Origin of the sequence: Microbacterium sp. NPDC007973, assembly GCF_042958465.1 — a bacterium.
Taxonomy (GTDB): Bacteria; Actinomycetota; Actinomycetes; order Actinomycetales; family Microbacteriaceae; genus Microbacterium; species Microbacterium galbum.
Map to the genome: position 1 here is coordinate 1,011,259 of NZ_JBIBJJ010000001.1, position 24,165 is coordinate 1,035,423.

At 70.0% G+C, this 24,165-nt stretch carries 24 protein-coding genes; 7 read left to right on the forward strand and 17 right to left on the reverse strand.

From position 1 onward, the window contains the following. Positions 1 to 55 precede the first annotated feature (55 nt). Positions 56 to 1,096 (forward strand): sodium:calcium antiporter, encoded by a 1,041-nt coding sequence (locus ACFZA2_RS04970; protein WP_391401362.1) that lies wholly within the window; start codon positions 56 to 58, stop codon positions 1,094 to 1,096. A 27-nt stretch (positions 1,097 to 1,123) separates the two neighbouring features. On the opposite strand, the gene ACFZA2_RS04975 is transcribed toward ACFZA2_RS04970, so the two are convergent. Then, positions 1,124 to 3,262, reverse strand: coding sequence for an alpha-galactosidase (locus ACFZA2_RS04975; RefSeq protein WP_391401365.1), 2,139 nt, complete (start codon positions 3,260 to 3,262; stop codon positions 1,124 to 1,126). A gap of 53 nt (positions 3,263 to 3,315) precedes the next feature. On the opposite strand from ACFZA2_RS04975, the gene ACFZA2_RS04980 reads away from it, so the two are divergent. Then, positions 3,316 to 4,428: an ROK family protein gene (locus ACFZA2_RS04980; protein WP_391401368.1), complete on the forward strand. Its 1,113-nt coding sequence runs from the start codon at positions 3,316 to 3,318 to the stop codon at positions 4,426 to 4,428. Between the two features lie 39 nt (positions 4,429 to 4,467). Here the strand turns inward: ACFZA2_RS04980 and treZ are convergent, their stop codons facing one another. From treZ to ACFZA2_RS05015, 7 genes are all read right to left on the reverse strand, one after another. Beyond that, positions 4,468 to 6,219, reverse strand: a complete 1,752-nt coding sequence (treZ, locus tag ACFZA2_RS04985; protein ID WP_391401371.1) for a malto-oligosyltrehalose trehalohydrolase — start codon at positions 6,217 to 6,219, stop codon at positions 4,468 to 4,470. A gap of 84 nt (positions 6,220 to 6,303) precedes the next feature. Continuing rightward, positions 6,304 to 8,709 carry a malto-oligosyltrehalose synthase gene (gene treY, locus ACFZA2_RS04990; protein WP_391401373.1) on the reverse strand — a complete coding sequence of 802 codons (2,406 nt, stop codon included), beginning with the start codon at positions 8,707 to 8,709 and terminating at the stop codon, positions 6,304 to 6,306. Positions 8,710 to 8,714: 5 nt separating this feature from the next. After that, the gene (gene glgX / locus ACFZA2_RS04995; protein ID WP_391401376.1) at positions 8,715 to 10,937 is read right to left on the reverse strand and encodes a glycogen debranching protein GlgX; all 2,223 of its coding nucleotides are present in this window, start codon (positions 10,935 to 10,937) and stop codon (positions 8,715 to 8,717) included. Positions 10,938 to 11,034: 97 nt separating this feature from the next. Next, a complete protein-coding gene (locus tag ACFZA2_RS05000; RefSeq protein WP_391401379.1) occupies positions 11,035 to 11,517 on the reverse strand; it encodes a glutaminase in 483 nt (160 codons plus the stop codon). After that, complete coding sequence (locus ACFZA2_RS05005) at positions 11,514 to 12,365, reverse strand: transposase (RefSeq protein WP_391401381.1); 852 nt, start codon at positions 12,363 to 12,365, stop codon at positions 11,514 to 11,516. Before ACFZA2_RS05005 ends, ACFZA2_RS05000 begins: the two co-directional genes overlap by 4 nt. 43 nt (positions 12,366 to 12,408) lie before the next feature. Continuing rightward, a complete protein-coding gene (locus ACFZA2_RS05010) occupies positions 12,409 to 13,086 on the reverse strand; it encodes a GTP pyrophosphokinase family protein (RefSeq protein ID WP_391401384.1) in 678 nt (225 codons plus the stop codon). A gap of 43 nt (positions 13,087 to 13,129) precedes the next feature. Next, positions 13,130 to 13,282 (reverse strand): hypothetical protein, encoded by a 153-nt coding sequence (locus tag ACFZA2_RS05015; RefSeq protein ID WP_391401387.1) that lies wholly within the window; start codon positions 13,280 to 13,282, stop codon positions 13,130 to 13,132. A 115-nt stretch (positions 13,283 to 13,397) separates the two neighbouring features. On the opposite strand from ACFZA2_RS05015, the gene ACFZA2_RS05020 reads away from it, so the two are divergent. Then, positions 13,398 to 13,724: a hypothetical protein gene (locus ACFZA2_RS05020; protein ID WP_136586020.1), complete on the forward strand. Its 327-nt coding sequence runs from the start codon at positions 13,398 to 13,400 to the stop codon at positions 13,722 to 13,724. A 3-nt stretch (positions 13,725 to 13,727) separates the two neighbouring features. On the opposite strand, the gene ACFZA2_RS05025 is transcribed toward ACFZA2_RS05020, so the two are convergent. Further along, positions 13,728 to 14,045, reverse strand: coding sequence for a hypothetical protein (locus tag ACFZA2_RS05025; protein WP_055959437.1), 318 nt, complete (start codon positions 14,043 to 14,045; stop codon positions 13,728 to 13,730). 127 nt (positions 14,046 to 14,172) lie between these two features. On the opposite strand from ACFZA2_RS05025, the gene ACFZA2_RS05030 reads away from it, so the two are divergent. After that, positions 14,173 to 14,484, forward strand: a complete 312-nt coding sequence (locus ACFZA2_RS05030; RefSeq protein WP_315993707.1) for a hypothetical protein — start codon at positions 14,173 to 14,175, stop codon at positions 14,482 to 14,484. Between the two features lie 43 nt (positions 14,485 to 14,527). Here ACFZA2_RS05030 and ACFZA2_RS05035 read toward each other — a convergent pair whose 3' ends face one another. Then, entirely contained in the window at positions 14,528 to 14,782 is a 255-nt protein-coding gene (locus ACFZA2_RS05035; protein ID WP_391401393.1) for a hypothetical protein, read from the reverse strand. A gap of 93 nt (positions 14,783 to 14,875) precedes the next feature. Beyond that, entirely contained in the window at positions 14,876 to 15,403 is a 528-nt protein-coding gene (locus tag ACFZA2_RS05040) for a MarR family winged helix-turn-helix transcriptional regulator (protein ID WP_391401396.1), read from the reverse strand. Positions 15,404 to 15,552: 149 nt separating this feature from the next. Between ACFZA2_RS05040 and ACFZA2_RS05045 the strand changes: the two genes are divergently transcribed. Continuing rightward, positions 15,553 to 16,053: a MarR family winged helix-turn-helix transcriptional regulator gene (locus ACFZA2_RS05045; RefSeq protein ID WP_391401400.1), complete on the forward strand. Its 501-nt coding sequence runs from the start codon at positions 15,553 to 15,555 to the stop codon at positions 16,051 to 16,053. 31 nt (positions 16,054 to 16,084) lie between these two features. Here ACFZA2_RS05045 and ACFZA2_RS05050 read toward each other — a convergent pair whose 3' ends face one another. Further along, positions 16,085 to 16,324: a DUF3072 domain-containing protein gene (locus tag ACFZA2_RS05050; protein ID WP_315993711.1), complete on the reverse strand. Its 240-nt coding sequence runs from the start codon at positions 16,322 to 16,324 to the stop codon at positions 16,085 to 16,087. A 78-nt stretch (positions 16,325 to 16,402) separates the two neighbouring features. Between ACFZA2_RS05050 and ACFZA2_RS05055 the strand changes: the two genes are divergently transcribed. Beyond that, positions 16,403 to 17,368 (forward strand): alpha/beta fold hydrolase, encoded by a 966-nt coding sequence (locus ACFZA2_RS05055; protein ID WP_391401403.1) that lies wholly within the window; start codon positions 16,403 to 16,405, stop codon positions 17,366 to 17,368. 96 nt (positions 17,369 to 17,464) lie between these two features. Continuing rightward, a complete protein-coding gene (locus ACFZA2_RS05060) occupies positions 17,465 to 18,568 on the forward strand; it encodes an FUSC family protein (RefSeq protein ID WP_391401406.1) in 1,104 nt (367 codons plus the stop codon). A 15-nt stretch (positions 18,569 to 18,583) separates the two neighbouring features. On the opposite strand, the gene ACFZA2_RS05065 is transcribed toward ACFZA2_RS05060, so the two are convergent. From ACFZA2_RS05065 to ACFZA2_RS05085, 5 genes are all read right to left on the reverse strand, one after another. Next, positions 18,584 to 19,828, reverse strand: coding sequence for an ADP-dependent glucokinase/phosphofructokinase (locus ACFZA2_RS05065; protein WP_391401409.1), 1,245 nt, complete (start codon positions 19,826 to 19,828; stop codon positions 18,584 to 18,586). A 19-nt stretch (positions 19,829 to 19,847) separates the two neighbouring features. Beyond that, positions 19,848 to 20,711, reverse strand: coding sequence for a ketose-bisphosphate aldolase (locus ACFZA2_RS05070; RefSeq protein ID WP_076673539.1), 864 nt, complete (start codon positions 20,709 to 20,711; stop codon positions 19,848 to 19,850). 33 nt (positions 20,712 to 20,744) lie between these two features. Next, positions 20,745 to 21,644, reverse strand: a complete 900-nt coding sequence (locus ACFZA2_RS05075) for a carbohydrate ABC transporter permease (protein ID WP_391401414.1) — start codon at positions 21,642 to 21,644, stop codon at positions 20,745 to 20,747. Position 21,645: 1 nt separating this feature from the next. Continuing rightward, the gene (locus ACFZA2_RS05080) at positions 21,646 to 22,575 is read right to left on the reverse strand and encodes a carbohydrate ABC transporter permease (RefSeq protein WP_391401417.1); all 930 of its coding nucleotides are present in this window, start codon (positions 22,573 to 22,575) and stop codon (positions 21,646 to 21,648) included. Between the two features lie 73 nt (positions 22,576 to 22,648). Beyond that, positions 22,649 to 23,941, reverse strand: coding sequence for an ABC transporter substrate-binding protein (locus tag ACFZA2_RS05085; protein ID WP_391401420.1), 1,293 nt, complete (start codon positions 23,939 to 23,941; stop codon positions 22,649 to 22,651). Between the last annotated feature and the right edge of the window lie 224 nt (positions 23,942 to 24,165).

Here is a 24,165-nt window from a genome sequence, read left to right on the forward strand (position 1 = left end):
GCATCCGCCGCACAAGAGCGTCGGATGCCACGGCGACCGGTGGTCTGATCGGTGCGTGGACTCGTTGCCCTTCGCCCTTCTCGTCGTCATCTTCGTCGCCGCCGCCGCGGTGGTGTGGGTAGCCGGCATCCAGCTCTCGAAGGCGACCGACGTGCTGGACGCGCGGCTGCATCTGGGCAGCGCCCTGGGCGGGCTCATCGTGCTCGCGGTGGCGACCAACCTGCCCGAGATCGCCATCACCGTGTCGGCCGCGATGTCGGGCAACCTCGAGGTCGCCGTCGGCAACATCCTCGGCGGGATCGCCCTGCAGACCGTCGTGCTCGTCATCCTCGACGCGTTCGGCAAACGCGGTCGCGGCGTCAAGCCGCTCACCTACCGTGCGGCCTCGCTCACTCTGGTGCTGGAAGGGCTGGCCGTGGTGGCGGTCCTGGCGGTCGTCATCGCCGGCAGCCAGTTGCCCGACAGCCTGGAGGTGCTGCGACTGACGCCCGACGTGGTCCTCATCGCCGCGCTGTGGATCATCGGGCTGGTGCTCGTGCAGCGGGCCGGAAAGCACTTGCCGTGGCACGAGGACGGCCGCGCCCCCGACGCGAGCCCGAAGCCCGCGCCCGCGAAGAAGAAGATGAGTACCAAGAAGGCCGCGACGGTCTTCTCGGTCTCGGCGCTCGCCACGCTCGTCGCCGGTGTCGTCCTGGAACGCGCCGGTGACGCGGCCTCCTCCCAGATCGGCCTGTCGGGCGTGCTGTTCGGTGCGACGGTGCTGGCCCTGGCGACATCCCTGCCCGAGATCTCGACCGGCCTGCAGGCCATCCGTCAGGGTGACGACAACCTCGCCATCAGCGACATCTTCGGCGGCAACGCCTTCCTTCCCGTGCTGTTCCTGCTGGCCACGGTGATCTCGGGATCGGCGGTGCTCCCGCGCGCGAACGGCGCCGACATCTACCTGACCGCGCTCGCGGCTCTCCTGACGCTCGTGTACGTCGTCGGCCTGATCTTCCGTCCGCAGCGACGGATCATCGGAATGGGCGTCGACTCGTTCGTCGTGCTCGTGCTCTATGCCGTGGGCATCGGCGGGCTGTTCGCCATCTCCGCCTGAGCCACGGCCGTCACGACCGCGGACCGATCACGCGGAGAGCTCGACGACTACCGCCTGCTGGGGGTTCTGGACGGGCGGCCGCAGGCCGGCGGCGGCCAGCTGCCGCCCGGTGAGCACGGTGTCGTGGTGCGCCCAGGGCAGCGGGGACTGCGCCGGCTCCTGCACGAGCCCGCCCGGGGTGACGAGCCGCACCCGGTACGGGCGGTCGGGGTCGAGCCCGGGGAGGCGCACGCGGCCCGCGGGGGAGGCGATGAGCGTCTCGGTCTGCGCGATCGTGAAGAAGGCGTGATCGCGCTCGGGAGACACCACGCCGCGGACATCGAGCCCGGGGTCGGTCGTGTCGACGTTCACCAGGCGCCCGGTCGCCACGAGCGGTCGCACCCGACGAGCCAGCGACACCCACTCGGCCACGAGCGCCCGCTCGTCGCCGGAGAGGGTCGTGAGATCCCATTCGATGCCGAAATGGCCGAACAGGGCCACGGCTCCGCTGAAGGCGAGCGACACGGTGCGCCCCGTCGAATGCACGTGCGGGGTGGTCAGGTGCATACCCATCATCTCGGGCGGAACGACGAGCGCGGTGTGCCGCTGCGTCTCGAGCCGCTCGACCGGGTCGAGGCAGTCGCTCGTCCAGATGCGGTCGGTGCGGTCCAGGATGCCGAGATCCACTCGCGCTCCCCCCGAGGCGCAGCTCTCGATCTCGAGTCCGGGGAACGCGGCCTTGAGCTCGTCGATGAGGCGGTACACGGCGAGCGTGTGGGCGTGCACGGCCGAGCCTCCACCGGGCCCTGTCGCGGCATCCACGAGGTCGCGGTTGTGATCCCACTTCACGTACGCGATCGGGTAGGCCCGCAGGACCGCCGTCATGCGCTCGAGCAGGTAGGCGTAGGCGTCGGGGCGCGCGAGGTTCAGCACCTGCTGCTGGCGGGCGGAGGGCGGCAGCTCATCGCGCCCGCGCAGGATCCATTCGGGGTGCGCGCGGGCGACGTCGCTGTCGGGGTTGACCATCTCTGGTTCGAACCACAGACCGAATTCCATGCCCTGGTCGATCACGTGATCGGCCAGCGGGCTCAGACCGTCGGGCCACACGTCTTCGTCGACGAACCAGTCGCCCAGGCCCGCGGTGTCGTCGCGGCGGTGGCGGAACCACCCGTCGTCGAGCACGTAGCGCTCCACGCCGATCTCGGCGGCGACGTCGGCGAGCTCGAGCAGCTTCGGCAGACGATGGTCGAAGTACACCGCCTCCCAGGTGTTCAGGGTGATCGGGCGCGGGCGTCGCGGGTGCTGCGGACGCGCGCGCCACGTGGCGTGGAAGCGCGACGCGAGCTGATCGAGCCCCTCGCCCCACGAGCCGTACACGATCGGCGACGACACCTCGCCACCGGGGGCGACGACGATCTCACCCCACGCGAGCAGTTCGCCTCCCGCGAGCAGCGCCTCACCGAGCGGCAGCCGCTCGGCGAACACGCGCTGATCGCCGCTCCACCCCACGTGGATGCCGTGCACGAGCCCGCTCTCGAACGCGAAGCCCGGCCGTCCGACGGCCAGGAGCAGCGTGGCATCCGCACCCGGTCGCCCCCGACGACTCTCGCGCAGGTGCGTGCCGAAGGTGAAGGCGTGACGCTGCGCCGAGCGCTCGCGCAGATGACGCCCGGTCGTGTCGAGGATCTCGGTCGCCTCCCACGGCACCGGGAAGGTCGGCTGCAGTGCCTGCACGACGAGGTCGTCGGCGCCGTCGTTGACCAGCGTGAGCCGCTGCGTGAACACGCCCGCGGCGTCCACCCGCAGCTCCGCGCGAAGGCTCAGGGAGCGCTGCACGTCGACGAGATGCAGCGTCACGGCGTCGACGGTCGGATCGACGGATGCCAGGGAGAAGACCGTTCCCTGCACCACGCCGCCGCGCCCTCCCTCGAACCCGGGGGCGCCGGGCCACCCGGCCGCCGCGGTCGGCACGATCGTGAGACGGGGCGTCTGGTCGATGCCGCCCGAGACGCGCTGCGGCTGCGCGGCGACGACCAGCGACGACAGGGCCTCCGCGCCGAGCTCGCCGAGGTCGGCGCCCCAGTGGATGATCGCGGGCGCCGGGTGCGCGGTGAGGTCGACGACGACGCTCGTCCCGCCGTTGCGGAGATGAACGGCGGTCTCGGCGGCGGTGACGGGATGAGACATGGCATTATTTTTATCACGGAAGTTATTCGCGCTCGATCGACGAGGAGGCCGCCATGCTCACCGACAGCGAAGCCGCCGTCGCGCGCGAGGTGCTCATCCACGGGCCGCTCTCGCGCAGCGCCCTCGCGACCCGCCTGCATCTGTCGCCGGCGAGCCTGACCCGTCTCACGCGTCCGCTGCTCGACGCGGGGCTGCTCGTCGAGCTCGACGACGGCGACGGGCAGGCATCGGTCGGCCGCCCATCGCGTCCTCTCGACCTCTCCCCCACCGCCGGGACCTTCGTGGGAGTGAAGCTGACCGGTGAGCGTCTGTACCTGGTCACCACCGACATGCGCGCCCAAGTGATCGCCGCGCACGAGAGCGCTCTCACCGACGCCTCCCCCGACGCGGTCGCCACGATGATCGCGGGCCTCGTGGAGGCCGTGAACGGAGTACGCGGCGTCGGTGTCGCACTCGGGGGGCACGTGGGCGGTGTCGCCCTGGACGCCCCGTTCCTCGAGTGGCGGAACGTGCCGTTCGCCGAGATGCTCGCCGAGCGGCTCGGAATCCCGGTCGCGCTCGAGAACGACGTGGTGGCCCTCACCGACGCCGAGCGCTGGTTCGGCGTCGGACGAGGCATTCCCGGATTCGCCGTCGTGACGATCGGCGCCGGTGTCGGTCTCGGCCTCGTCGTGGAGGGGCGCACCGTCCGCTCCCCCGACGCGGCCCACGGCACCGTCGGACACCTCCCCCTCCTCGCCGACGGCCCCTCCTGCCCGCAGGGACATCGCGGCTGCGCCGACGCCCTGCTGACCACCGGCGCGCTGACCGCGCGGGTGTCGCGGGACCTCGGACGCACGGTGGGCGCGGACGACGTGTTCTCGCTCGCCCGCGACGGGGAACCGACGGCCCGGGCCGCGATCGACGACGCCGGCGAGGCCCTCGGCATCCTGTGCGCTCTGGCGGCGAACCTGTCGCTGCAGGCCGACATCGTGCTCGCCGGCGAGGCGACCGCGATCGTCGACCTCGCGCGGGACCGCGTCGACGAGGCCCTCGCGCGCGTCCGTCCCGGCGGCTCGACACCGGTGCGGGTGCACGTCGACCGTGCCGGCTTCTCGGCGTGGGCGCGGGGAGCCGCAGCCGTGGCGATCCAGGCCGAGATGGGGCGCATCCCGCAGACACGCTGACGGCCCCGTCCGGCGCGGGACGGGGCCGTCAACGAGACGTCAGAGCACCGGCCCCACGATCGCACTCGCCCCCGCCGGCACGCTCAGCGCCGAGCCGTCGAGCACCACGCCCTCCGCGGTGGCGAGCAGCACGCGCGCACCGGAGGCGACGGATGCCGAGGCTTCGGCATCCGAGAGGTTGACCACGACCACGAGGTCACGGCGGCGCAGCTCGTACACGCGCCCGCCCTCGGCCTCACGGGCCGCCGCCGACAGCCCGTCGCGAGAGGGGTCGGTCAGCTCGGGGCGCTCGCGCCGGAGCTTCGCCAGCTCCCGGTACAGACCGAGCAGCTGCGCGTGGTCGCCCTCGCCGACCTCGTCCCAGTCGAGCTTCGAGTTCTCGAAGGTCGACGGGTCCTGCGGGTCGGGGACGGTGGACTCGTCCCAGCCCATCTTCTCGAACTCGGCGATGCGCCCCTCGGCAGTGGCCTTCCCGAGCTCGGGCTCGGGGTGCGAGGTGAAGAACTGCCAGGGCGTGGTGGCGCCCCACTCCTCGCCCATGAAGAGCATCGGCGTCCCGGGAGCGGTGAGCGTCAGCACAGCTGCCGCGGCGAGGTGGTCGTAGTCGAGGGACTGCGAGAGGCGGTCGCCCGCGGCACGGTTGCCGATCTGGTCGTGGTCCTGGGCGAAGGTCACCAGGCGCCAGTTCGGCACATCCTCCGGGATCGGTTTGCCGTGCTTCTCCTCGCGGAACGACGAGTACGTGCCGTCGTGGAAGAAGCCGCCCTCGCTCACCTTGCGGAACGCGTCCAGATCGGCGAAGTCCTCGTAGTAGCCGATCGTCTCGCCGGTGAGGGCGACGTGCGCGGTGTGGTGCCAGTCGTCCGACCACTGCGCGGTGAGCCCGTACCCGCCCGCCTCGCGAGGCAGGATGAGCTTCGGGTCGTTCATGTCGCTCTCGGCGATGGTCGTGAGCGGGATGCCGCGGTGCGCCGACAGGGCGTCGGTGCGCTCCGCGATCTCCTGCAGCACGTGCGGGTCGCGGTGGTCGAGCAGCGCGTGCACGGCGTCCAGGCGAAGCCCGTCGACGTGGTAGTCGCTCATCCACATGAGGGCGTTCTCGACGATGTAGGCGCGCACCGCGTCTTCGTCGAGGTTGACCGAGTCGCCCCACGTGTTGCGGCTGCCCTCGCGGAGGTACTCACCGAACTCCGGCAGATAATTGCCCGAGGGTCCGAGGTGGTTGTAGACGACATCTTGGATGACGGCCAGGCCCACGGCGTGCGCCGCGTCGACGAAGCGCTGGTAGGCCTCGGGTCCGCCGTACGCCTCGTGCACCGTGTACCAGAGCACGCCGTCGTAGCCCCAGTTCCACGTGCCGTTGAAGCCGTTCACCGGCAGCAGCTCCACGTGGGTGACGCCGAGGTCGACGAGGTGGTCGAGGCGTCCGATCGCGGCATCCAGGGTCCCTTCGGGGGTGAAGGTGCCGAGGTGCAGCTCGTAGATCAGCCCGCCCGCGAGCTGCTTGCCCGTCCAGGCACTGTCGTTCCAGGCGTACACCGAGGGGTCGAACCACGCCGACGCCTCGTGCACGCCGCCGGGCTGGCGGCGCGACCGCGGATCGGGACGCAGGTCGTCGCCGTCGCCGAGCACGAAGCCGTACCGCTCGCCGTCGGCGAGATCGATCAGCGCGGTCCACCAGCCATCCGACGCCGACGTCATCTCGATGTCTTCCACGACGGTGTCGCCGCTGTCGTCGAGGCGGCGAAGCCGCACCCGCGTCGCCTTGGGTGCCCAAACGTCGATGCTCATGAGATGTCCTTACGCGTGAGGTGCCAGAAATTGTCGCTGCGGGAGCGCGTGAGGCGACGAATCTCGGCGCCTCACGCGCTCGGGTCAGAAGATCAGCAGGGCGACCGGGAGGAACGCCAGCAGATCGGCGAGGGGGGTCGGGCCGCCGGCGAACGAGCGACCGGTCAGCACGTCGACGACCGGCACGTCCGGCAGCAGCACGACCGTGTCGCGCCACCCTCCCGCGGCCTGCAGCCCGTGGGGCAGGCGCGTCGCGACGGTGAAGACGCCGCCGCGATCGAACGCCACGACGTGATCGGATGCCACCCCGGCAGCCTCCAGCGGACGGTAGATCTCCAGCGGGTGCTCCCGGCGCAGCCGCAGCGCGCGCGAGGTCACGAGCAGCTTCGCCGCGCCCGTGGCATCCACCGCCGGCGGGGTCGCTCCGGGTGCGTCGAGCGATGCGAGCATCCGACGGCGCTCGGCGAAGTCGACCGCACGGCGGTTGTCGGGGTCGACCAGCGACTGCTCCCACAGCTCCGAGCCCTGGTAGACGTCGGGGACGCCGGGGCCCATGATCTGCAGCAGCTTCGCCGAAAGACCGTTCGACCAGCCCGCGGGCGAGATCTCGTCAACGAACGCACGGACGCGCTCGGCGGCGGGACCGGTGGCCGCATCGACGACCGCGTGCATGCGCTCCTCGAAGGCCTCGTCCTGCTCCCACCATCCGGTGACCTCGCTCGCCTCGCGTGCCGCCTTCTCGGCGTAGGCGTGCAGGCGCTCGCGGTAGACCTTCAGGCCTTCGGGAGTGGATGCCGACCCCGGCCACGCCCCCACGATCGCCTGCCACAGCAGCGCGTCGAAGGGGCCGTGCCCGGTCGAGGCGATGCCGCGGAACTCCGCCAGCACCTCGGCCCAGCGCTCCGGGATCTCCGCGAGCACCGCGATGCGGGCACGGGTGTCCTCGCCGCGTTTCGTGTCGTGCGTCGACAGAGTCGTCATGGCGGTGGGCCACGACGCGTGCCGCAGCGCCTGAGCGGTATGGAAGCCGTTCACGTCGAGCGAGAACTGACCCGGGTCGCCGCCCACCTCGGTGAGCGAGCCCAGGCGTGTGTATCGGTAGAACGCCGTGTCCTCGACGCCCTTGGCCATGACCGGCCCGGTCGTCTGCTGGAAGCGCCAGGCGACCTCGAGGCTCGTGTCGGCGAGCACCGGGACGAGCTTCTCGATCACATCGCCCAGCTCGGGCCGGCGTATCTCCGCCTCGCCCGCGGCGGCGTCGAGGTGCGCGCGACCGGCGGGGAGGTAGGAGCGGTAGACGGGGAAGCAGGCGAGGATCTCGGCGAGCGCGTCCTGGAGGACGTCGGCCTCGAACTCCTCGCGGAGCGCCGTCGGGAGCCCCCGCACGAGCCGGCGGATCTCCGAGACCTGGATCGAATCGGCGATCTTGCGCTTGGTGTCGTGGATCAGGTCGTGCCAGCCGGTGAGCGGCGCGAGGTCGCTGTCGGCGCGCAGGCGCGCATCGAGCGCGTCGAGCGCCGCCTCGCCCGCGGGGTCGGTCAGCACGCGATCGATCTCGGCGAGAGCGTCGTAACCGGTCGTGCCGGCGGTCTTCCACCAGGAGGGCAGCGCCTCGCCGTGCTCGAGGATCTTCTCGCCGAGCACGTAGCCCACGTCGCCGTCGCCGGCCTCCTCGAGCGCGACCGCGAGCCGGTCGAGGTAGCCGCCCGGGTCGACGAGACCGTCGGGGTGGTCCACGCGCAGCCCGTCGGCGAGGCCCTCGCGCACCCAGCGGAGGATCTCGACGTGCGTGGCGTCGAACACCTCGGGCAGTTCGACGCGCACACCCGCGAGGGTCGTGACGGCGAAGAAGCGCCGGTAGTTGAGGTCGTCCGCCTCATCTTGCCAGAACCGCAGCTCGAAGTTCTGGGCGTCGAGGAGGGCTTCGACCGCGTCGCGCGAACCCGAGGCCGCGGCATCCGTGCCCGTTCCCGGCGCCACCGGGAAAGCGTGGTCGTAGTACCGGATCAAGCCGTCGGGGGCGTCGTCAGCGGGCGTCGGGTCGTACGAGATCTCGCCGATCACCGCGGCGAGGTCGTCGCCGAGCACCGGCACGCGCACCTTGCCGCCGCCGAACTCCCAGTCGATGTCGAACGCGTCCGCGTGCGTCGACGCGCGGCCCTGGCGCAGCACATCCCACCACCACGCGTTGCTGCGCGGCTCCGAGACGCCCATGTGATTGGGCACGATGTCGATCAGGATGCCGAGCTCGTCGGCGCGCGCAGAACGCACGAAGCGGTCGAGACCCTCCGCACCCCCGCGCGCGGGATCGACGCGCGAGACGTCGACGACGTCGTAGCCGTGGTCGGAGCCGGGGGTGGCTTCGAGGATCGGCGACAGGTACGCCCACGAGACCCCGAGGTCACGGAGGTATCCCGTGACCTCGGCGGCGTCGTCGAGGGTGAACGATTCGCGGATCTGCAGGCGGTAGGTCGAGAGCGGAGTCCGCATGTCGCTCACAGCTCCGGCTTGGGCGCCTGGCCGGGCAGGTCGTCGGTGCCGACCACCGGGATCTGCGCCGTGAGGGAGGCGGCGACCGAGTGGTCGACCTCGGGCTCGGGCAGGTGGTGCTCGCGCAGTACGATGAGCGACTTCGGCTCGAGCGGCAGCGTCTCACCGGGCTCGAGCGGCTCGGTGTTCGCCCGCTCCCCCGCGGTGTCGACGTACGCGTCCCACTTCGGGGCGTAGTCGAAGTCGGGGAGCTGGAAGTCGACCTTGTCGTCGCCGGCGTTGAACAGCACGAGGAAGTGGTCGTCGCTGATCGACTCGCCGCGGCGGTCGCGCTCGCGGATGCCCTGGCCGTTGAGGAAGACACCGACCGCGAGACCGAAGCCGTTGTCCCAGTCCTCGGGCTGCATGAGCGAGCCGTCGGGCCGCAGCCAGACCACGTCGGGAATCGGCGCCCCCTCCTCCATCTTCACGGGGCGGCCGTCGAAGAACCGGCTGCGGCGGAAGGTGGGGTGCTGCTTGCGCAGGCGGGCGAGGGCGGCCGTGAACTCGATGAGCGGGGCGTCGATGTTCGACCAGTCCACCCACGTGATCTCGTTGTCCTGGGCGTAGCCGTTGTTGTTGCCGCCCTGCGTACGGCCGAGCTCGTCGCCGTGCAGCAGCATCGGCACGCCCTGGCTGAGCAGCAGCGTCGCGATGAAGTTGCGCTGCTGCTGAGCCCGACGCTTCAGCACCTCGGGGTCGTCGGTCGGACCCTCGACGCCCATGTTGCTGGAGCGGTTGTGCGATTCGCCGTCGTTGTTGTCTTCGCCGTTGGCGTCATTGTGCTTGTCGTTGTACGACACGAGATCGCGCAGCGTGAAGCCGTCGTGAGCGGTGACGAAGTTGATGGATGCCACCGGGAAACGGCCCGAGTGCTCGTAGAGGTCGGCCGAACCGGTCAGGCGCGAGGCGAACTCGCCCAGAGCCTGCGGCTCGCCGCGCCAGAAGTCGCGCACCGTGTCGCGGTACTTGCCGTTCCACTCGGTCCACTGGGGCGGGAAGTTGCCGACCTGGTAGCCCCCGGGGCCGACGTCCCACGGCTCGGCGATGAGCTTGACCTGCGAGACGATCGGATCCTGCTGCACGAGCTCGAAGAACGCCGCGAGGCGGTCGACCTCGTAGAACTCGCGCGCGAGGGTGGAAGCGAGGTCGAAGCGGAAGCCGTCGACGTGCATCTCGAGCACCCAGTAGCGCAGAGAGTCCATGATCAGCTGCAGCGTGTGGGGGTTGCCCACGTTCATGCTGTTGCCGGTGCCGGTGTAGTCGGTGTAGTAGCGCTTGTCGTCGTCTTCGAGGCGGTAGTAGGCCTCGTTGTCGATGCCGCGCATCGACAACGTCGGGCCCATGTGGTTGCCCTCGGCCGTGTGGTTGTAGACCACGTCGAGGATGACCTCGATGCCGGCCGCGTGCAGCGCCTTGACCATGGCCTTGAACTCCTGCACCTGCTGACCGTGGTCGCCGGTGGAGGAGTAGGTGTTCTGGGGGGCGAGGAACGCGATGGTGTTGTAGCCCCAGTAGTTCGACAGCCCCTTCTCCTCGAGCGTGGAGTCGTTGACGAACTGGTGCACGGGCATGAGCTCGATCGCCGTGACGCCGAGCTTCTTGAGATGGTCGATGACGGCCGGGTGCGCGATACCGGCGTAGGTGCCGCGCAGCTCCTCGGGGACGTCGGGGTGCAGCTGGGTGAGGCCCTTCACGTGCGCCTCGTAGATGAAGCTCTCGGCGTAGGGGATCTTCGGCTGGCGGTCGCCCGACCAATCGAAGAACGGGTTCACGACCACGCCCTTCATCATGTGCGGGGCGGAGTCCTCGTCGTTGAACGAGTCGGGGTCGCCGAACTCGTAGCTGAAGACCGCCTGGCCCCAGTCGACCTGTCCCTCGACGGCCTTCGCGTACGGGTCGAGCAGGAGCTTCGCGGGGTTGAAGCGCTTGCCGTTCGCCGGGTCGTACTCGCCGTGGACGCGGTAGCCGTACCGCTGCCCGGGAAGGATGTTGGGGAGGTAGGCGTGCCAGACGAACGCGTCGACGTCGATCAGCTCGAAGCACGTCTCCGTTCCGTCCTCGTCGAAGAGGCAGAGCTCTACCTTCTCTGCCCCCTCACTGAACAGGGCGAAATTCGTCCCGTTACCGTCGTAAGTGGCCCCGAGGGGATAACTGGATCCTGGCCATACCTGCTGCACGTCGCTCACGATAGACCAGCGTCGTTTCCGCGAACGGGCGGGGTCACGGCTGTTGACACCCGGGGCGCCCCCGACTATGTGCGCAGGTTTTCGGGCACCGGGGATCTCACGCGCGCTCCGGCGGATGCCGGAGCAGCTCGACGCGCTCGTCGAGGTACCGCGCCAGCGGCATCCAGCCGCCCGCGGCGCTCCACCGCACGAGCGTCTCTCCCTCTCGCACCGCGAGCGGACGCGACGCCGCCTCGAGCAGGGACGGATCCACCGGATGCCACCCGATGTGCACCGTCTCGCCCTCGGGCACGCCGCCGCGCGCGGCGGCGGCGGCGAGCTCGGCGCGGCGCCGCTGCGACTCCGCCGCGAAACCACGACGCACCTCGGCGCGGGCTCGGACGACGTGACCGGTCGCGAGCACCTCGTCATCGGTCACGAGCAGCACTCCGAGGTGCCACGCCGTTCCGCGCGGCACGATGCGGGGAGCGCGCCGGATGCCGAGCAGCCGCCGCCCCTCCTGCAACTCGCCGATCCGCTCGCGCGGGGCGTCGACGAGACGGGCCCGGGCGGCATCGAACAGGGCCGCGGCGTCGGTCATGCGTCCGCTCCCGCGTCTCGCGCGGCCTCCGCGCGTTCGAGCGCGCGCGCCGCGTCGCGGGCGGCCGCCGCGGCATCGTGCAGCGTCTTCTCGTGTTCGGCCACCGTCGCCTCGGCCTCCGTCGCCTCGGCCTCGGCACGGCGCAGGTCGGCGCGGAGCCCGTCGACGCGCTCGCGCAGTCGATCGGCACGCTCGCGGGCCGTGGCGAGACGCTTGTCGACCGCGGCCTTCTCGCGTTCGGCGTCCGCCTGCGCGCGCTCCGCTTCGCGCACCGCGCGCTCCGCGGCCTTGCGCGCGCGACGCGCCGCCAGGTCATCGGGCGGAGCGGGCGCGGGGGCGGCGGCGGGGACCGAGCCCGCCACGGCGGCGCCCAGGGCGGAGGCGTCGAGATCGGCCAGGTCGATCGCGGCGACGAGTCTGCCGGTGAGCACCACCGCCGCCACGGTCGCATCGACCACCGCGGCGTTGACGGTCTTCTCGACCGCGTCCGTGACGGCCGCGCTGAGCGGGGTGCCCGCCTCGGACGCCAGGTCGGCCGCGCGTCGCGCGAGGGCGGCGACGAGCTGGCGGCGCTGCCGCCCCAGACGCGCCAGCTCCGCGGCGTCCAGGTCGTCCTGGGCCTCGTGCAGGGCGCGCGACAGCTCCACGGCCTCCCCCAGCTGCCCGTCATCGACGAGGAGGTTCACGGCCCACGCCGCCACCGTGGGCTTCCGCAGCTTCGCGATACCGCGCCCGAGGGCACCGCCCGCAGCGGCGGCGCGTTCGTTCCGGGCGGCGGTGAACCGTGCGGGGGGCAGCGCGAGCAGCTCGGCGGCGGCTTCGTCGAGGCGGGCGGCGTCGTCGCTCATCCCCTCATTGTCGTCGCCCTCGGCCGCGTCGACCACCTGCGGATCAGAGCGAGACGACGCCCGGGCGCGGACCGCGGATCTCACGGTGCAGACGTTCCATCCGAGTGTCGAGCTCGGCGGCCGTGTCGGCGGCGTTCTTCAACTCGGCGAGCAGGTCCGCCGGCACGAGCCGGTCGTACTTGTAGTAGATCTTGTGCTCGAGGCTCGCCCAGAAGTCCATCGCGATGGTGCGGAACTGCACCTCGACCGGGACGTCGACCCGCCCCGTCGAGAGGTACACCGGCACCTCGACGATGACGTGCAGGCTCTTGTACCCGTTCGCCTTCGGCTCGGCGATGTAGTCCTTCACGTCGCGGACGGTGATGTCGTCCTGCCGGGTGAGCAGATCGGAGAGACGGTAGGCGTCGTCGATGAAACTGCAGGTGACCCGGATGCCGGCGATGTCGGTGATGGCCGAGCGGATGGAGTCGAAGTCGGCTTCGATGCCCTTCCGCCGCACCTTGTCGACCAGGCTGTCCGGCGACTTCACCCGGCTCGAGACGTGCTCGATGGGGTTGTAGGCGTGCATCTCCTGGAACTCTTCGCGCAGGATCGAGATCTTCGTCTCGACCTCGGCGAGCCCGAAACGGTACTCCATGAGGAAACGCTGGAACTCGTCGCGAAGAGCCCGCAACGCCGCCCCGGAAACGGTGATCTGCTGATCGTCCAGCGGGTCCGACATGTTTCCGACGGTAGCCGCGGCGTCTACGAGGTCGCTGGGAGCGTCACGCGGGCGGGGTTGCGCGCGGCGGCTCCGTCGCGCGCGGAACCAATTCGCCGTCGACGACGTCGATGCCGATCAGTCCTTGGAAGACCTCCGGCAGGTCGTCGGGGTCGCCCGCCGGTTCGGGATGCCGAGGGATGGGGGGATGTGTCACGGCGCCTCCTTCCGTGCAATCGCTCCACTGTGACAGGCGGCCGGGGCGCTACCGGTGGTCTTGACACCCGCCGACCCCGGGCGTATCCACGCGACCCCTGGCGTATCGTGAGGGCATGGGGACCATCCACTACGGCGGAAGCGGCACCACGGTGCACATCGAGGACCGCGCTCTGGCCCACCTCAAAGTCGTGATCTCGACGAAGCTCCGCCGCGGCGAGAGCTTCACGCTCTCGTGGCGGCACCGCGACGATGAGGAGCGCGGTCGCAGCACGCTGTGGCTGCACCCGGCGATCCCGCTGCGGTTCGTCTTCGACGATGCCGAACCCACGACCCTCAGCAGGGAATGGATCGAACGGCTCGCCGACTCGGCGAACTCCTCGGGCGGGATCATGCTCGTCCCCGAGGACGTCACTCCCGCGCAGGACGCCGAGAAGCGCTAGAGGTCAGCCCTCTTCGACGTGGGCGTCCTCGCTCGGCTCCGGCGTGATGGCCAGGCCGTTGGGCCCGGATGCCGCGAGCATGAGGTCTTCGACCCATACGCGGTTGATGCGCGGCTGACGGCTGCCGTAGAAGTGGAACTGGATCGGCACCGACGGGTGCATCCAGAAGCTGCGGCGACCGCTGCCGTCGCCGACCTCGACATCGAACATGAACGACTCGGAGCGGCGCAGCTTGTTCATCACCACGATGCGAAGGTGCGCCAGCGTGCGGTCATCGATGTCGACGGCGTTCGCGACGGTGTCGTAGATGAATCGGCCCATGCGGAAAAGCCTAGTCGAGGAACGCAGTTCCGTCCGAGAACCGCGATCCGGGCGATCGGGTGCCACGCGCACCGCCCGCGGGGCAACCCCCGGGAGCCATCGAACTCGCGGCGGCTACCGTGCCCGTGTGGGAACGCTGTACTACGGCGACGTTGCGACGCCGATCGAGATCGAGGACCGCGCCCTCGCGCACGTCAAGGTGGTCATCGCGACCAAGCTGCGTCGTGGCGAGAGCTTCACCCTGTCGTGGACACACGGCCCCGGGCAGGAGGTGGGGCGCAGCACCGTCTGGCTGCACCCGTCGATTCCGTTGCGGTTCGTGTTCGACGAGCCCGAGCCCGCCCTCCTCAGTCGCGCCTGGATCGAAGCCCTCGCGACGTCCGCGAACTCCTCCGGGGGGCTGCTGCTCGTCCCGGAACCGGATCAGCCCGGAGCCTGAGCCCGACGCGGCGGCCCGCGTACGCCCTCGCCTGCCGTCCGGTTCAGACCGGCGGCTGACCCAGGATCTCGCGAGCTCCCTCTTCGACTGCGGCCGGAACGACCAACGGCCGACCCGCGGAGAACGCCTCCCATTCGCGGAGGACGATCGCCTCGATGCGGGCGGGATCCTCACCGGGATAGTCCTCGCGCAGACGCGAGAGGACGCCGCGGAACGAGGCGACCTGCACGCCGTCGACCGACGGGAAGACGTCGGACGCACGAGCGGGCTCGTTCACGTCCACCGCCTTGTCATCCATGACCTCATGGTTTCACGGCTCCGCCGGGGCGCCTAATGCTGCGGGGGAAGGAAGGTCGCCTACCTTCTTAGCGCCCGTTCGACCGGCATCCGCTCAGTGCGCGGCGTCCGCCGTCACGGGGTGGGGGTCGACCTGGTCGACCGCGTCCTGCAGACGGCCCAGACACGCGATGACGGCCGAGCTCTCCTCGGGCGTCATGTCGACGACGGCCGCCATCATGCGGGAGTGCATCGACCCGAGAGTGGCGCGCACCTCCTCATCGCTCGCCGCGGTGGCCACGATGAAGATGCTGCGTCGGTCGCTGGGGTGCGGCACACGCGTGACGTGGCCGGACTTCTCGAGACGATCGACGATCGCGGTCGTCGAGGCCGTGGATACGCCGAGGTAGCGCGTGAGCTCGCTGGGCGAGACCTGGCGGTCCTGCCCGGCCGCTTTGAGCAGGTACCGCAGAACGAGGAGCTCGTTCTCGCCCATCGACATCGATTCGCGCGTGCGACGACGCATCGCGACCTCGGCCGCACGGTACACGCGGAAGGCCTGCAGGACGTCGACGGCGCGGCGGCGGCGATCTTCTTCGCTCGCGCCGTACCAGTAACGCGACGACTCGGACCCGTTTTCCACCAGGGCAGCTTACGTCAGGGCGGCTCGTCCAGCCCCCTGCCGGTGCGCGTGGTGCACAGGTACGATGGTAAGTAGATCAGCTATCTACTCGACACACGCGTAGATCGACATCGGAGACACTAGCGCAGCGAGACACAGGGAGAGACGAAATGGGGGGCACGGCGAGCACGGACGACGTGGTGAAGGCCCTCAACGACCTCACCGACTCGGGCATCGCCTCCGAGCGTGCGGCTCTGTCCGCCCTCGGGATCGGCCCGAACGACGCGAAGGTGCTTCGGTTCCTGCTGCAGCGGCTGCCCGACGACGAGCCGGTCACGCCGCGGATGCTCGCCGCAATGCTGGGGATCTCCTCGGCGGCGACCACGGCGCTCATCGACCGCCTCGCCGAAGCCGGGTGGGTCGAGCGCGAGCCCTACCCCGGCGACCGACGGTCGATCGTCGTGCGCGAGACGATCGCCGATTCCTCCCCCGCCCGCCGCATCCTGTCGGTACGGCGGGCATCGGCCACCGCGGCCGCGGCGAAGCTCGGGCCCGCGGAGCGCCGCATCGTCGCCGACTTCCTCGACGACATCGCGCGGGGCGAGCGGGCGGACACGGACGCCATGGCCGCGGACGACGAAGCGGCCGACGAAGCGTCCCGCACGGCCTGATCGGCTCGCGCGGGACGCTCGGCGACGCGAGTCACTCGGTGGCGCGACCGGTCTCGTTCTGCAGGCGGTCGATCTGCTCCGAGGCTTCGGCCTTCGTGAGGTCGGCCGGGATCTCCTCGCCCGCCTCGCGAGCGAGGGTGTCGAGGTAGCTGCGCTGGGGAGCGGTCATCGGCTCATCGCCGGTGACCCAGTCGGACGGGTCCTTCTCGGCGGGGTTCTCACCCTCGCGGACGGCACCCAGGGTCTCTTCTTCGCGGGAGGTATCGCTCATTCCGCCACGCTAAGCGGCGGACTCCGGCACACCCCCGGGATTGACAGGTCGCATCACCGGGTGCGGCATCCTTGAGGGATGGCTTCCGACCACCGTTCGATCGACGTGCAGGTCGAGTCGTACCGCTCTTCCCGTGCCCGCACGCGCGTCACGCGCCTGTCGACCGGCGCGACCGAGGGGCGCTCCTTCGTCCTGATCGCGGGGATCGGGGTGGCGTCGACCTACTTCGAGTTCCTCGCGCCATTACTGGCCGAAAGAGGCGAGGTCTACGCCCTCGACCTCCCCGGGTTCGCCGGGGTGCCGGCATCCGGTGCACAGCCCACCGCCTCCTTCTTCGCCGACCAGGTGGAGGGCGTCCTCGACCACTACGGCCTGACCGACCCCGTGCTCATCGGGCATTCGATGGGGACCCAGGTCGTGACGGAGGTGCTCTCGCGCCGGGCCGACCTGTCGCACGCCGTGCTCGTGAGCCCGGTCGTCGATGAGGACGAGTCGGGAGCCGTGGTCCAGGCGGTGCGCTTCGTGCAGTCGACCGCGCGCGAATCGATGCACGTCGCGCTGCTCGCGGTCTCGGCGTACCTGCTGTGCGGCCTGGTCTACTTCCTCGAGACGCTTCCCTACATGCTGCGCTACCGCATCTCCGACCGCATCGGGGCGGGTCATGCGAAGCTGCTGCTGCTGCGCGGCGAGTTCGACCGCTCCTCGCCACGGCGACTGCACTCGCGCCTGGTCGCGCGCGCCCGCGATGCGCGACGGTGGGAGATCGAGGGGGCGGCGCACTGCGTCGTCAACAGCCACGCGGTGGGGGTCGCCCGGCTCGTGCTGCGCCACATCGACGACGACCTCCCCCGGAAGGGGCGGATGCCGGCGGCAGAGGCCGCGGTCCCGCCGGCGCAGCACGCCGACGTGCGCATGGTGCTCGGGGCCGTGGGCAGCCGGCTCGCGGAGTGGTTCAGCGCGGCGCGCGACGACGACGACGGGGTGGAGAAGGCGAAAGCTCGGCACGCGCACGTGCTGTGGAACGCGTACCGTCCCGGGCGCTGACGTATCTCGACAGCTCCGGCGCGGCAAGCCCCGCGACGACCGGGCGCCCGACGTTCAGCATGGGAACGTGCCGACTCGCCCCCGCACTCCGCGCCCATGACCGTTCCCCCCGCCCTCGATCCCCGTCGCTGGTGGGCCGACGCCGTCTCCGCCGATCGGCTGCTGCTGGCGGCCAAGACCGCTGTGGCCGCCGCCCTCGCCTGGTACCTCGCGCCGTTCGTTCCCTTCGCCCAGAGCGAGTACTCGTACTACGCCCCGCTCGGTGTGCTCGTGAGCATGTACCCCACGGTCGCGCGCTCGGCGTCCAGCGGCGTCCAGGCGCTGGTGGGACTCGCCCTCGGTATCGGGTTGGGACTCGGATCGCTCGCGGTGGTGGGAACGGGCCTCCCCCGCATCGTCGCGGTCGCGGTCGTGATCCTGATCGGCGTGCTGCTGGCCGGGGTGCGCGCCCTCGGCGTCGGCCGCGACTGGGTGGCGATCGCGGCGCTGTTCGTGCTGCTCCTGGGGGGCGCGGACCCCGACGGCTACTCGTCGTCGTACCTCATGACGATGGCCTTCGGCGTGCTGGTGGGCGTGGTGGTGAACCTGGTCGTCGTGCCTCCGCTGCGCGTCGGGCGGGCCGACGATCGTCTGACGCGGCTGCGCGATGCGCTGGGCGCCGCCCTGGACCGCATGGCGGACGCTCTGGCCGGTCACGCCTTCGACCCCGAGGCCGCGCGGGCCGCGACGGAGGGACTCACGGCGACGCTGGCCGACGTGCGCGAGGAGGTGGACCTGGCCGACGAGAGCCGGCGGTACAACCCCCGCGGGCGCCGCCTCCACGCGCCTCGCGACCTCGGCCGGCGGCGTCTCGACGCGCTGACCGGCACCGCGGACGCGACCCGCGAGCTCGTCGCCGCCCTCACCCGACTCACGGCGGGACCCGACGCCGACACGCGGCTCCCCGACGACGCGCGCCGCGCCCTCGCCGCGGCCGTTCGCGCGGTGTCGCGCCTGGTGACCACACCGCCCGAGCCGGAGGGCACCGCCGCGCAGCTCCACGAGGCCGACACCGCACTCGCCGCCTACACCCAGCGCCTTCGACGACTGGATGCCGATGACGAGCCTCTCGACGGGTGGGAGGCCGCCGTGGCGCTGCGCCGGGTCATCGCGGCGTGCGGGCCGTTCTCCGACCCGGATGCCGACACCGGGGCGCGGTGATCCGAGCGATTGCGATCAGCGCGCGATCGTCGCCGCCGCGTCGAGGGCCCGCTCGAGGGCCGCGGCGGTCGCGATCCGCGCCGCCGCCGGAACGGCCGCGAGGAACCCTCCGACGAACGTGTCGCCGAGGCCGATGGTGGTGGGGTGCGGGGTGTCGACCACGAACGCGGCGACCCCGACGGCGGACAGAACCCGCTCCGCCTTCGCGACGACCGCCGCTCCCCCGGCGTGACGGGGCAGACGCGCCGTCTCGTCGAGGTCGGCCGCGGTGCAGGCGTCGCCGAGGCGGTACCTCGTCGCCGCCGTGCGCACCGCGCTCTCGAGCCCGGCCCGGTGGGCCGCAGCGCGGGGGCCCACCGCGATCGCCCAGTACTTCGTGTGCACGACGAGCGCGCGGGCCGGGATGAGGGCATGGGCCTCGGCGAGCGCCGCGACGACGTCGTCGGGTGAGAGCAGATCGACGGGGCGCGCGAGGTACTCCTGGAGCTCGTCCTCGTTCATCCCGTAGACGTCGATGCGGTCGAGCAGGCGCGCGCGCACGATCGCCGACAGCTCGCGCTGATAGAACCCCGCGTCCTCGTAATAGACGAGGGCGTCCGCGGGAAGACGCCGCATCGCCGTGGCGAGGTCGTCGAGACGATTCGCGAGCAGGTCGGCATCCTGCATCGTGTTGAAGCCCGAGACGAGGAACGCGGCGGCGCCGGCGAGTGCGTCTCCGAGATCGGCGGCGATCGCCATCTCGCGGTTGGGCGCGTCATTGGCGAAGATGAGGCGGTTCGATGAGGGAGCGGTCACCTCCGCGTCGACCAGGCGCACGGTCGTCCCCTCGGGGTACTGCACGATGAGGTGGGGGTCGAGCGTGTCGCGCGTGGCCGAGGACACCACCCGCATCGACCGCGGGAGCAGCCTGCGCACGTTGTCGTCGATGCTCACGAGGTGCTGCACGGTCGGGACGCCGATGCGGTCGAGGGCGATCCCCGCCCGCACTCCGGTCCCGCCGAGGGTGATCTCGACGTCGAAGTGCGCCGCGAATCGCTCCACGATGTCGGAGGAGAGGACGAAGCGCTCGCCTCCCCCGCCCGTGGCGAGGAAAGCGAGCACCGTCACGACGAGCGCCCGCTCGTCGATGATCGGCGTCGTGGTGGTCAGCTCGTCGGAACGGATGCCGTACCCCTCCGCGAGGGCGGACAGGACGGCGGCATCCCACCGGATCTCGTAGTCGACGGTTCCGCCGAGCCCGAGCACGAGGTCTTCTGCCATGGCGCCGATCATCCTCCGATCAATACAGGTCGGCCTTGCCGGCGGCGCCGAACAGGTCGATCTTCTCGGCCGCCGTCACCTTCATCGCCGCGATCGGCTCGGGCTGGATGGCGTTGGGCTCACGCAGACGACGGTCGGTGCCGAGCACCTCGCGCATGCGGTCGTGGTACGCGACCTTGATGTCGCTGGAGATGTTGATCTTGTTGATGCCGAGCGACACGGCGCGGGCGAGTTCGGCATCCGGGTTGCTGGAGCCGCCGTGCAGCACGAGCGGGATGCCGACGGCCGCCTTGATCTGCTCGAGCAGGTCGTGGCGCAGCTCGGGGTTCTTGTCGGAGGGGTAGAGCCCGTGCGAGGTGCCGATGGCGATCGCGAGGCTGTCGACGCCGGTCTGCTCGACGAAGCGCACGGCGTCGTCGACGTTCGTGTAGATGATCTCGGCCGCACCCGACTCGCCGTAGCTGTCGTTCGCCCCGATCGTGCCGAGCTCGCCCTCGACCTGCACGCCGACCGCGTGCGCGGCCTCGACGACCTTGCGGGTCAGGGCGACGTTCTGCTCGAAGGGCTCGAGCGAGGCGTCGATCATGACCGAGGTGAACCCGGCCTGGATCGCGGTGATGATCTGCTCGTAGGTTCCGCCGTGGTCCCAGTGGATGGCCACGGGCACGCTCGACCGGTGGGCGCGGGCGTGCATGGCGGGGATGAGGTCGGTCGTGATGTGAGACACCTCGTCGGGGTGGATGGCGATGATGACCGGAGCGTTCTTCTCCTCGCTGATGTCCATGATCCCGGTGAACATCGCCCAGTCGCTGATGTTGAAGGCCGGGATGGCGAAGCTGTGGGCGTTCGCCACGTCGAGGATGGACTTGCCGGTGTAGAGCACGGATTTCTCCTTGTTCGGGGTGGTTGGTCGGGATCAGCTCTTCACCGAGCCGGCCGTGAGGCCGCTGATGAAGAAGCGTTGGAAGAAGAGGAAGAGCACCAGCACCGGGATCGAGCCGAGGATGCTCATCGCCATGATCTGGTTCCACTCGTAGGAGTGCTGGCCCATGAGCAGCTGGATGCCGATGGGCACCGTGCGCATGTCGATCGTCCGCGTGAGGGTCAGGGCGAAGAGGAACTCGTTCCACGCGATCATGAACGTGTAGATGCCGACCGACACGATCCCGGGGATCGAGATCGGCACGAGCACGCGCCATAGGGCCGTGAAGGAGCCGGCGCCGTCGACGCGGACGGCCTCGTCGAGTTCCTTCGGCAGGGTGTTGAAGTACCCGGTCATCATGATGATCGCGTAGGGCAGCGTGAACACCATGTACGTGAAGATCAGCCCGGGGTAGGTGTTGTACAGCCCCAGCCCGACCATGAGACCGAAGTACGGGATCAGCAGCGTGATGGGCGGGACCGCCTGCACGCTGACGATGATGACGTTGACGATGCGCTTGCCGCGGAACTCGAAGCGGCTGAAGGCGTAGGCGGCCTGGATGGCCACGAGGAGCGTCAGGACCGTCACCGCTCCCGCCACGACGTAGCTGTTGATGAAGAACCGCACCGTCTCGGGGTTGGTGAAGATCGACACGTAGGCGTCGAACGAGAAGGTGTCGGTGATCAGACGCGGCGGCAGCTCGAAGATCTGCGTGTTCGATTTGAACGAGCTCGACAGCATCCACAGCACCGGACCGGCGGCGAAGACGGCGCCGAGGATCAGACCGACCATGACGGCGGTCTTGGCGAGGCGTCGTCGGGCGGCGGTGCTCGACGGGCGCCGGCGTTCCGGTGCGGTCGACACGCGCGGGCGCGCGGGGGTGGTCAGGGCCATGTCAGTCCCTCGCCTTCTGGTGGCGGACGTAGAGCACCGCGATGATCATCGACATCGCCAGCACCAGCACCGCTGAGGTGGAGGCCATGGAGAAGTCGTACTTGGCGAATGCGAGCTTGTAGGTGAAGGTGCTGAGCATCTCGGTGACATCGATCGGCCCGCCGCCCGTGGTCAGCCAGATGAGGGCGAACTGCTGCGAGGTCCAGATGAGATCGAGCAGGACGAGGCTGACGATGATCGGACGCAGCTGAGGGATGGTGACGTTCCAGAAGCGCTGCGCGGGGCTGGCGCCGTCGACGGTCGCCGCCTCGTAGAGGTCGCTCGGGATGCCCTGGAGTCCTGCGAGCAGGCTCACCATGAAGAACGGGTAGCCGGCCCAGATGTTGATGAAGGTCACCGTGCCCAGCGCGAGCTGCGGCGACGCGAGCCACTCGATGTTCGTGTTGAGCAGGAAGTTGACGATGCCGTTGGGGGCGAGCAGCATCCGCCACAGCACCGCGATGACGGCGACGGTGAACAGCCACGGCAGCACGTACAGGCCGCGGAAGATCGCCCGGGGAACGGCGCCGATGAGGCGGGAGTTCAGCATCATCGCGAACGACAGCCCCAGGACGAGGTGGGCGGCGACGCTGGTGAGCGTGAAGAAGAGGGTGTTGCCGGTGGCCTTCCAGAAACCGGGGTCGGTGAGGATCGCGACGTAGTTGTCGACACCGACGACCTCGGGGCTCTTGTTCAGGATGACGTTGTCCTGGAAGGAATAGCCGATCACCATGACGATCGGCACGATCATCAGGACGAACAGCAGGATCAGCGTCGGCGAGAGGAAGACGTAGGCCTCGCCGGCCTTGCGGAGCTGCCGGGTGCGGCGCGAGACCGGTCGTCCGGTGACGATGACCTCGGTGTCGGGGGGAGTCAGGGTGCGCATGGTCATGGTGTGCGGCTTTCGATGGGCGGGATGCCGCACCGCCCGCGAAGGCGGTGCGGCATCCCGGATCGGGGTCGGATCAGAACTCCGACGTCCATTCGTCCTGCGTCTTCTTCAGCGCGTCGCTCATGGACTGCTGACCGTCGAGCGCGGACTGGAACTCGGTGCCGAACTGGCGCATGAGCTCCTCGGCGACGGGGAGACCGGTGAACTCGTTCGCCGGGTACCCCTCCTTGTAGATGTCGAACGCCGTCTTGAACAGCTCGTCGTCCTCCACGAACGTGGGCACGCTCTCGGTGTTGCCGGGGAAGGCCTTCGCCATGGTCGACAGCTCGCTGTTGACGTCCTTGCCCATCAGGAACTGCACGAGCTTGAACGCCGCGTCCTTGTGCTCGGAGTTCTCGGCGACACCGATGCCCCACGAGGCGTAGGGGATGCCGCGCTCGCCCGAGAAGCCGTCTTCGGCGGGGATCGCCGAGATGGAGAATTTCAGGTCGGGGTTGGACTCGCGGATGAGGTTGATGTGCGCGAGCGAGTCGATCATCATTCCCACGCGACCGTTGGTGAACTCCTCGACCTTGTCCTGCTCCTTCATCGTGAACGATCCGGGCGCGATGACCCCGTCGTCCCAGAGCTGCTGGATGTACTCGGTCGCCGAGGCCACGTCGTCGTTGGTCAGGTCGGGCTGGCCGTCCTTCAGCATCGAGCCGCCGGAGGCCCACACCCACGACATCACGTCGTTCTGCACGCCGTTGGGCGCCTCGAGCGAGAGCGGAAGAACCCAGCCCGAAGCGTCGGTGCCGAGGGCCTTGATCTTCTTCGCCGCGTCCGCGAACTCGGTGCGGGTCGAGGGCGGTGCGCTGACGCCCGCCTGCGAGAGCAGTGCGTCGTTGGTGAACATGGGGTAGACGAAGTTGACCACCGGGATCATGTAGGTGCTGCCGTCGACCTTGATCTGGCTGGCGAGCTGGCTCTCGTCGTAGCCGGAGTCGCTCATGAGCTGCGACAGGTCGGCGATGACGCCCTGCTTGGCGAAGTCGCTCACCCACGCGCCGTCGAGACCGACGACGTCGGGCATGGTGCCGGAGGCCGCGCCGGCGAAGAGCTGTTCCTTCGTCGAGGCGTAGGGGCCGCTCACCAGGTCGACCTTGATACCGGGGTTCTCCTGTTCGAACTGGTCCATGAGACCGCGGAACTGGCCGTCGCCGAGCTCCGGCTCCCACCACTGAGCGAACTCGATCGTGACGTCGCCGTCGGCCGAGGTGGCCGAGGTGTTCGACGAGCACCCCGCCATGGCCAGGAGGGTCGTGGCCGCTGCCGCGACTCCGACGAGCTTGATGGCGTTCCGACGCCGGCGCCCGCTGTTGTCCATCGTTTCTCCTCGTTGAGATCTGCTGTATTTCGCGCTGTTCTGCGCGTTCTTGCGTCTTTCAGCATGAGTATGCGCCCAGTTGCCGAGGCGGTCAAGGGACTGATGCAGATTCGTGACAATTCCCGCAAACAAATGCGAGCGCTGGAGGCACATTCACGCATGGAAACGCAATTCGATGCTGTTTTGCCGCGAATTCTGCTGCTGTTCGTGCGGTCCTGTGCTAG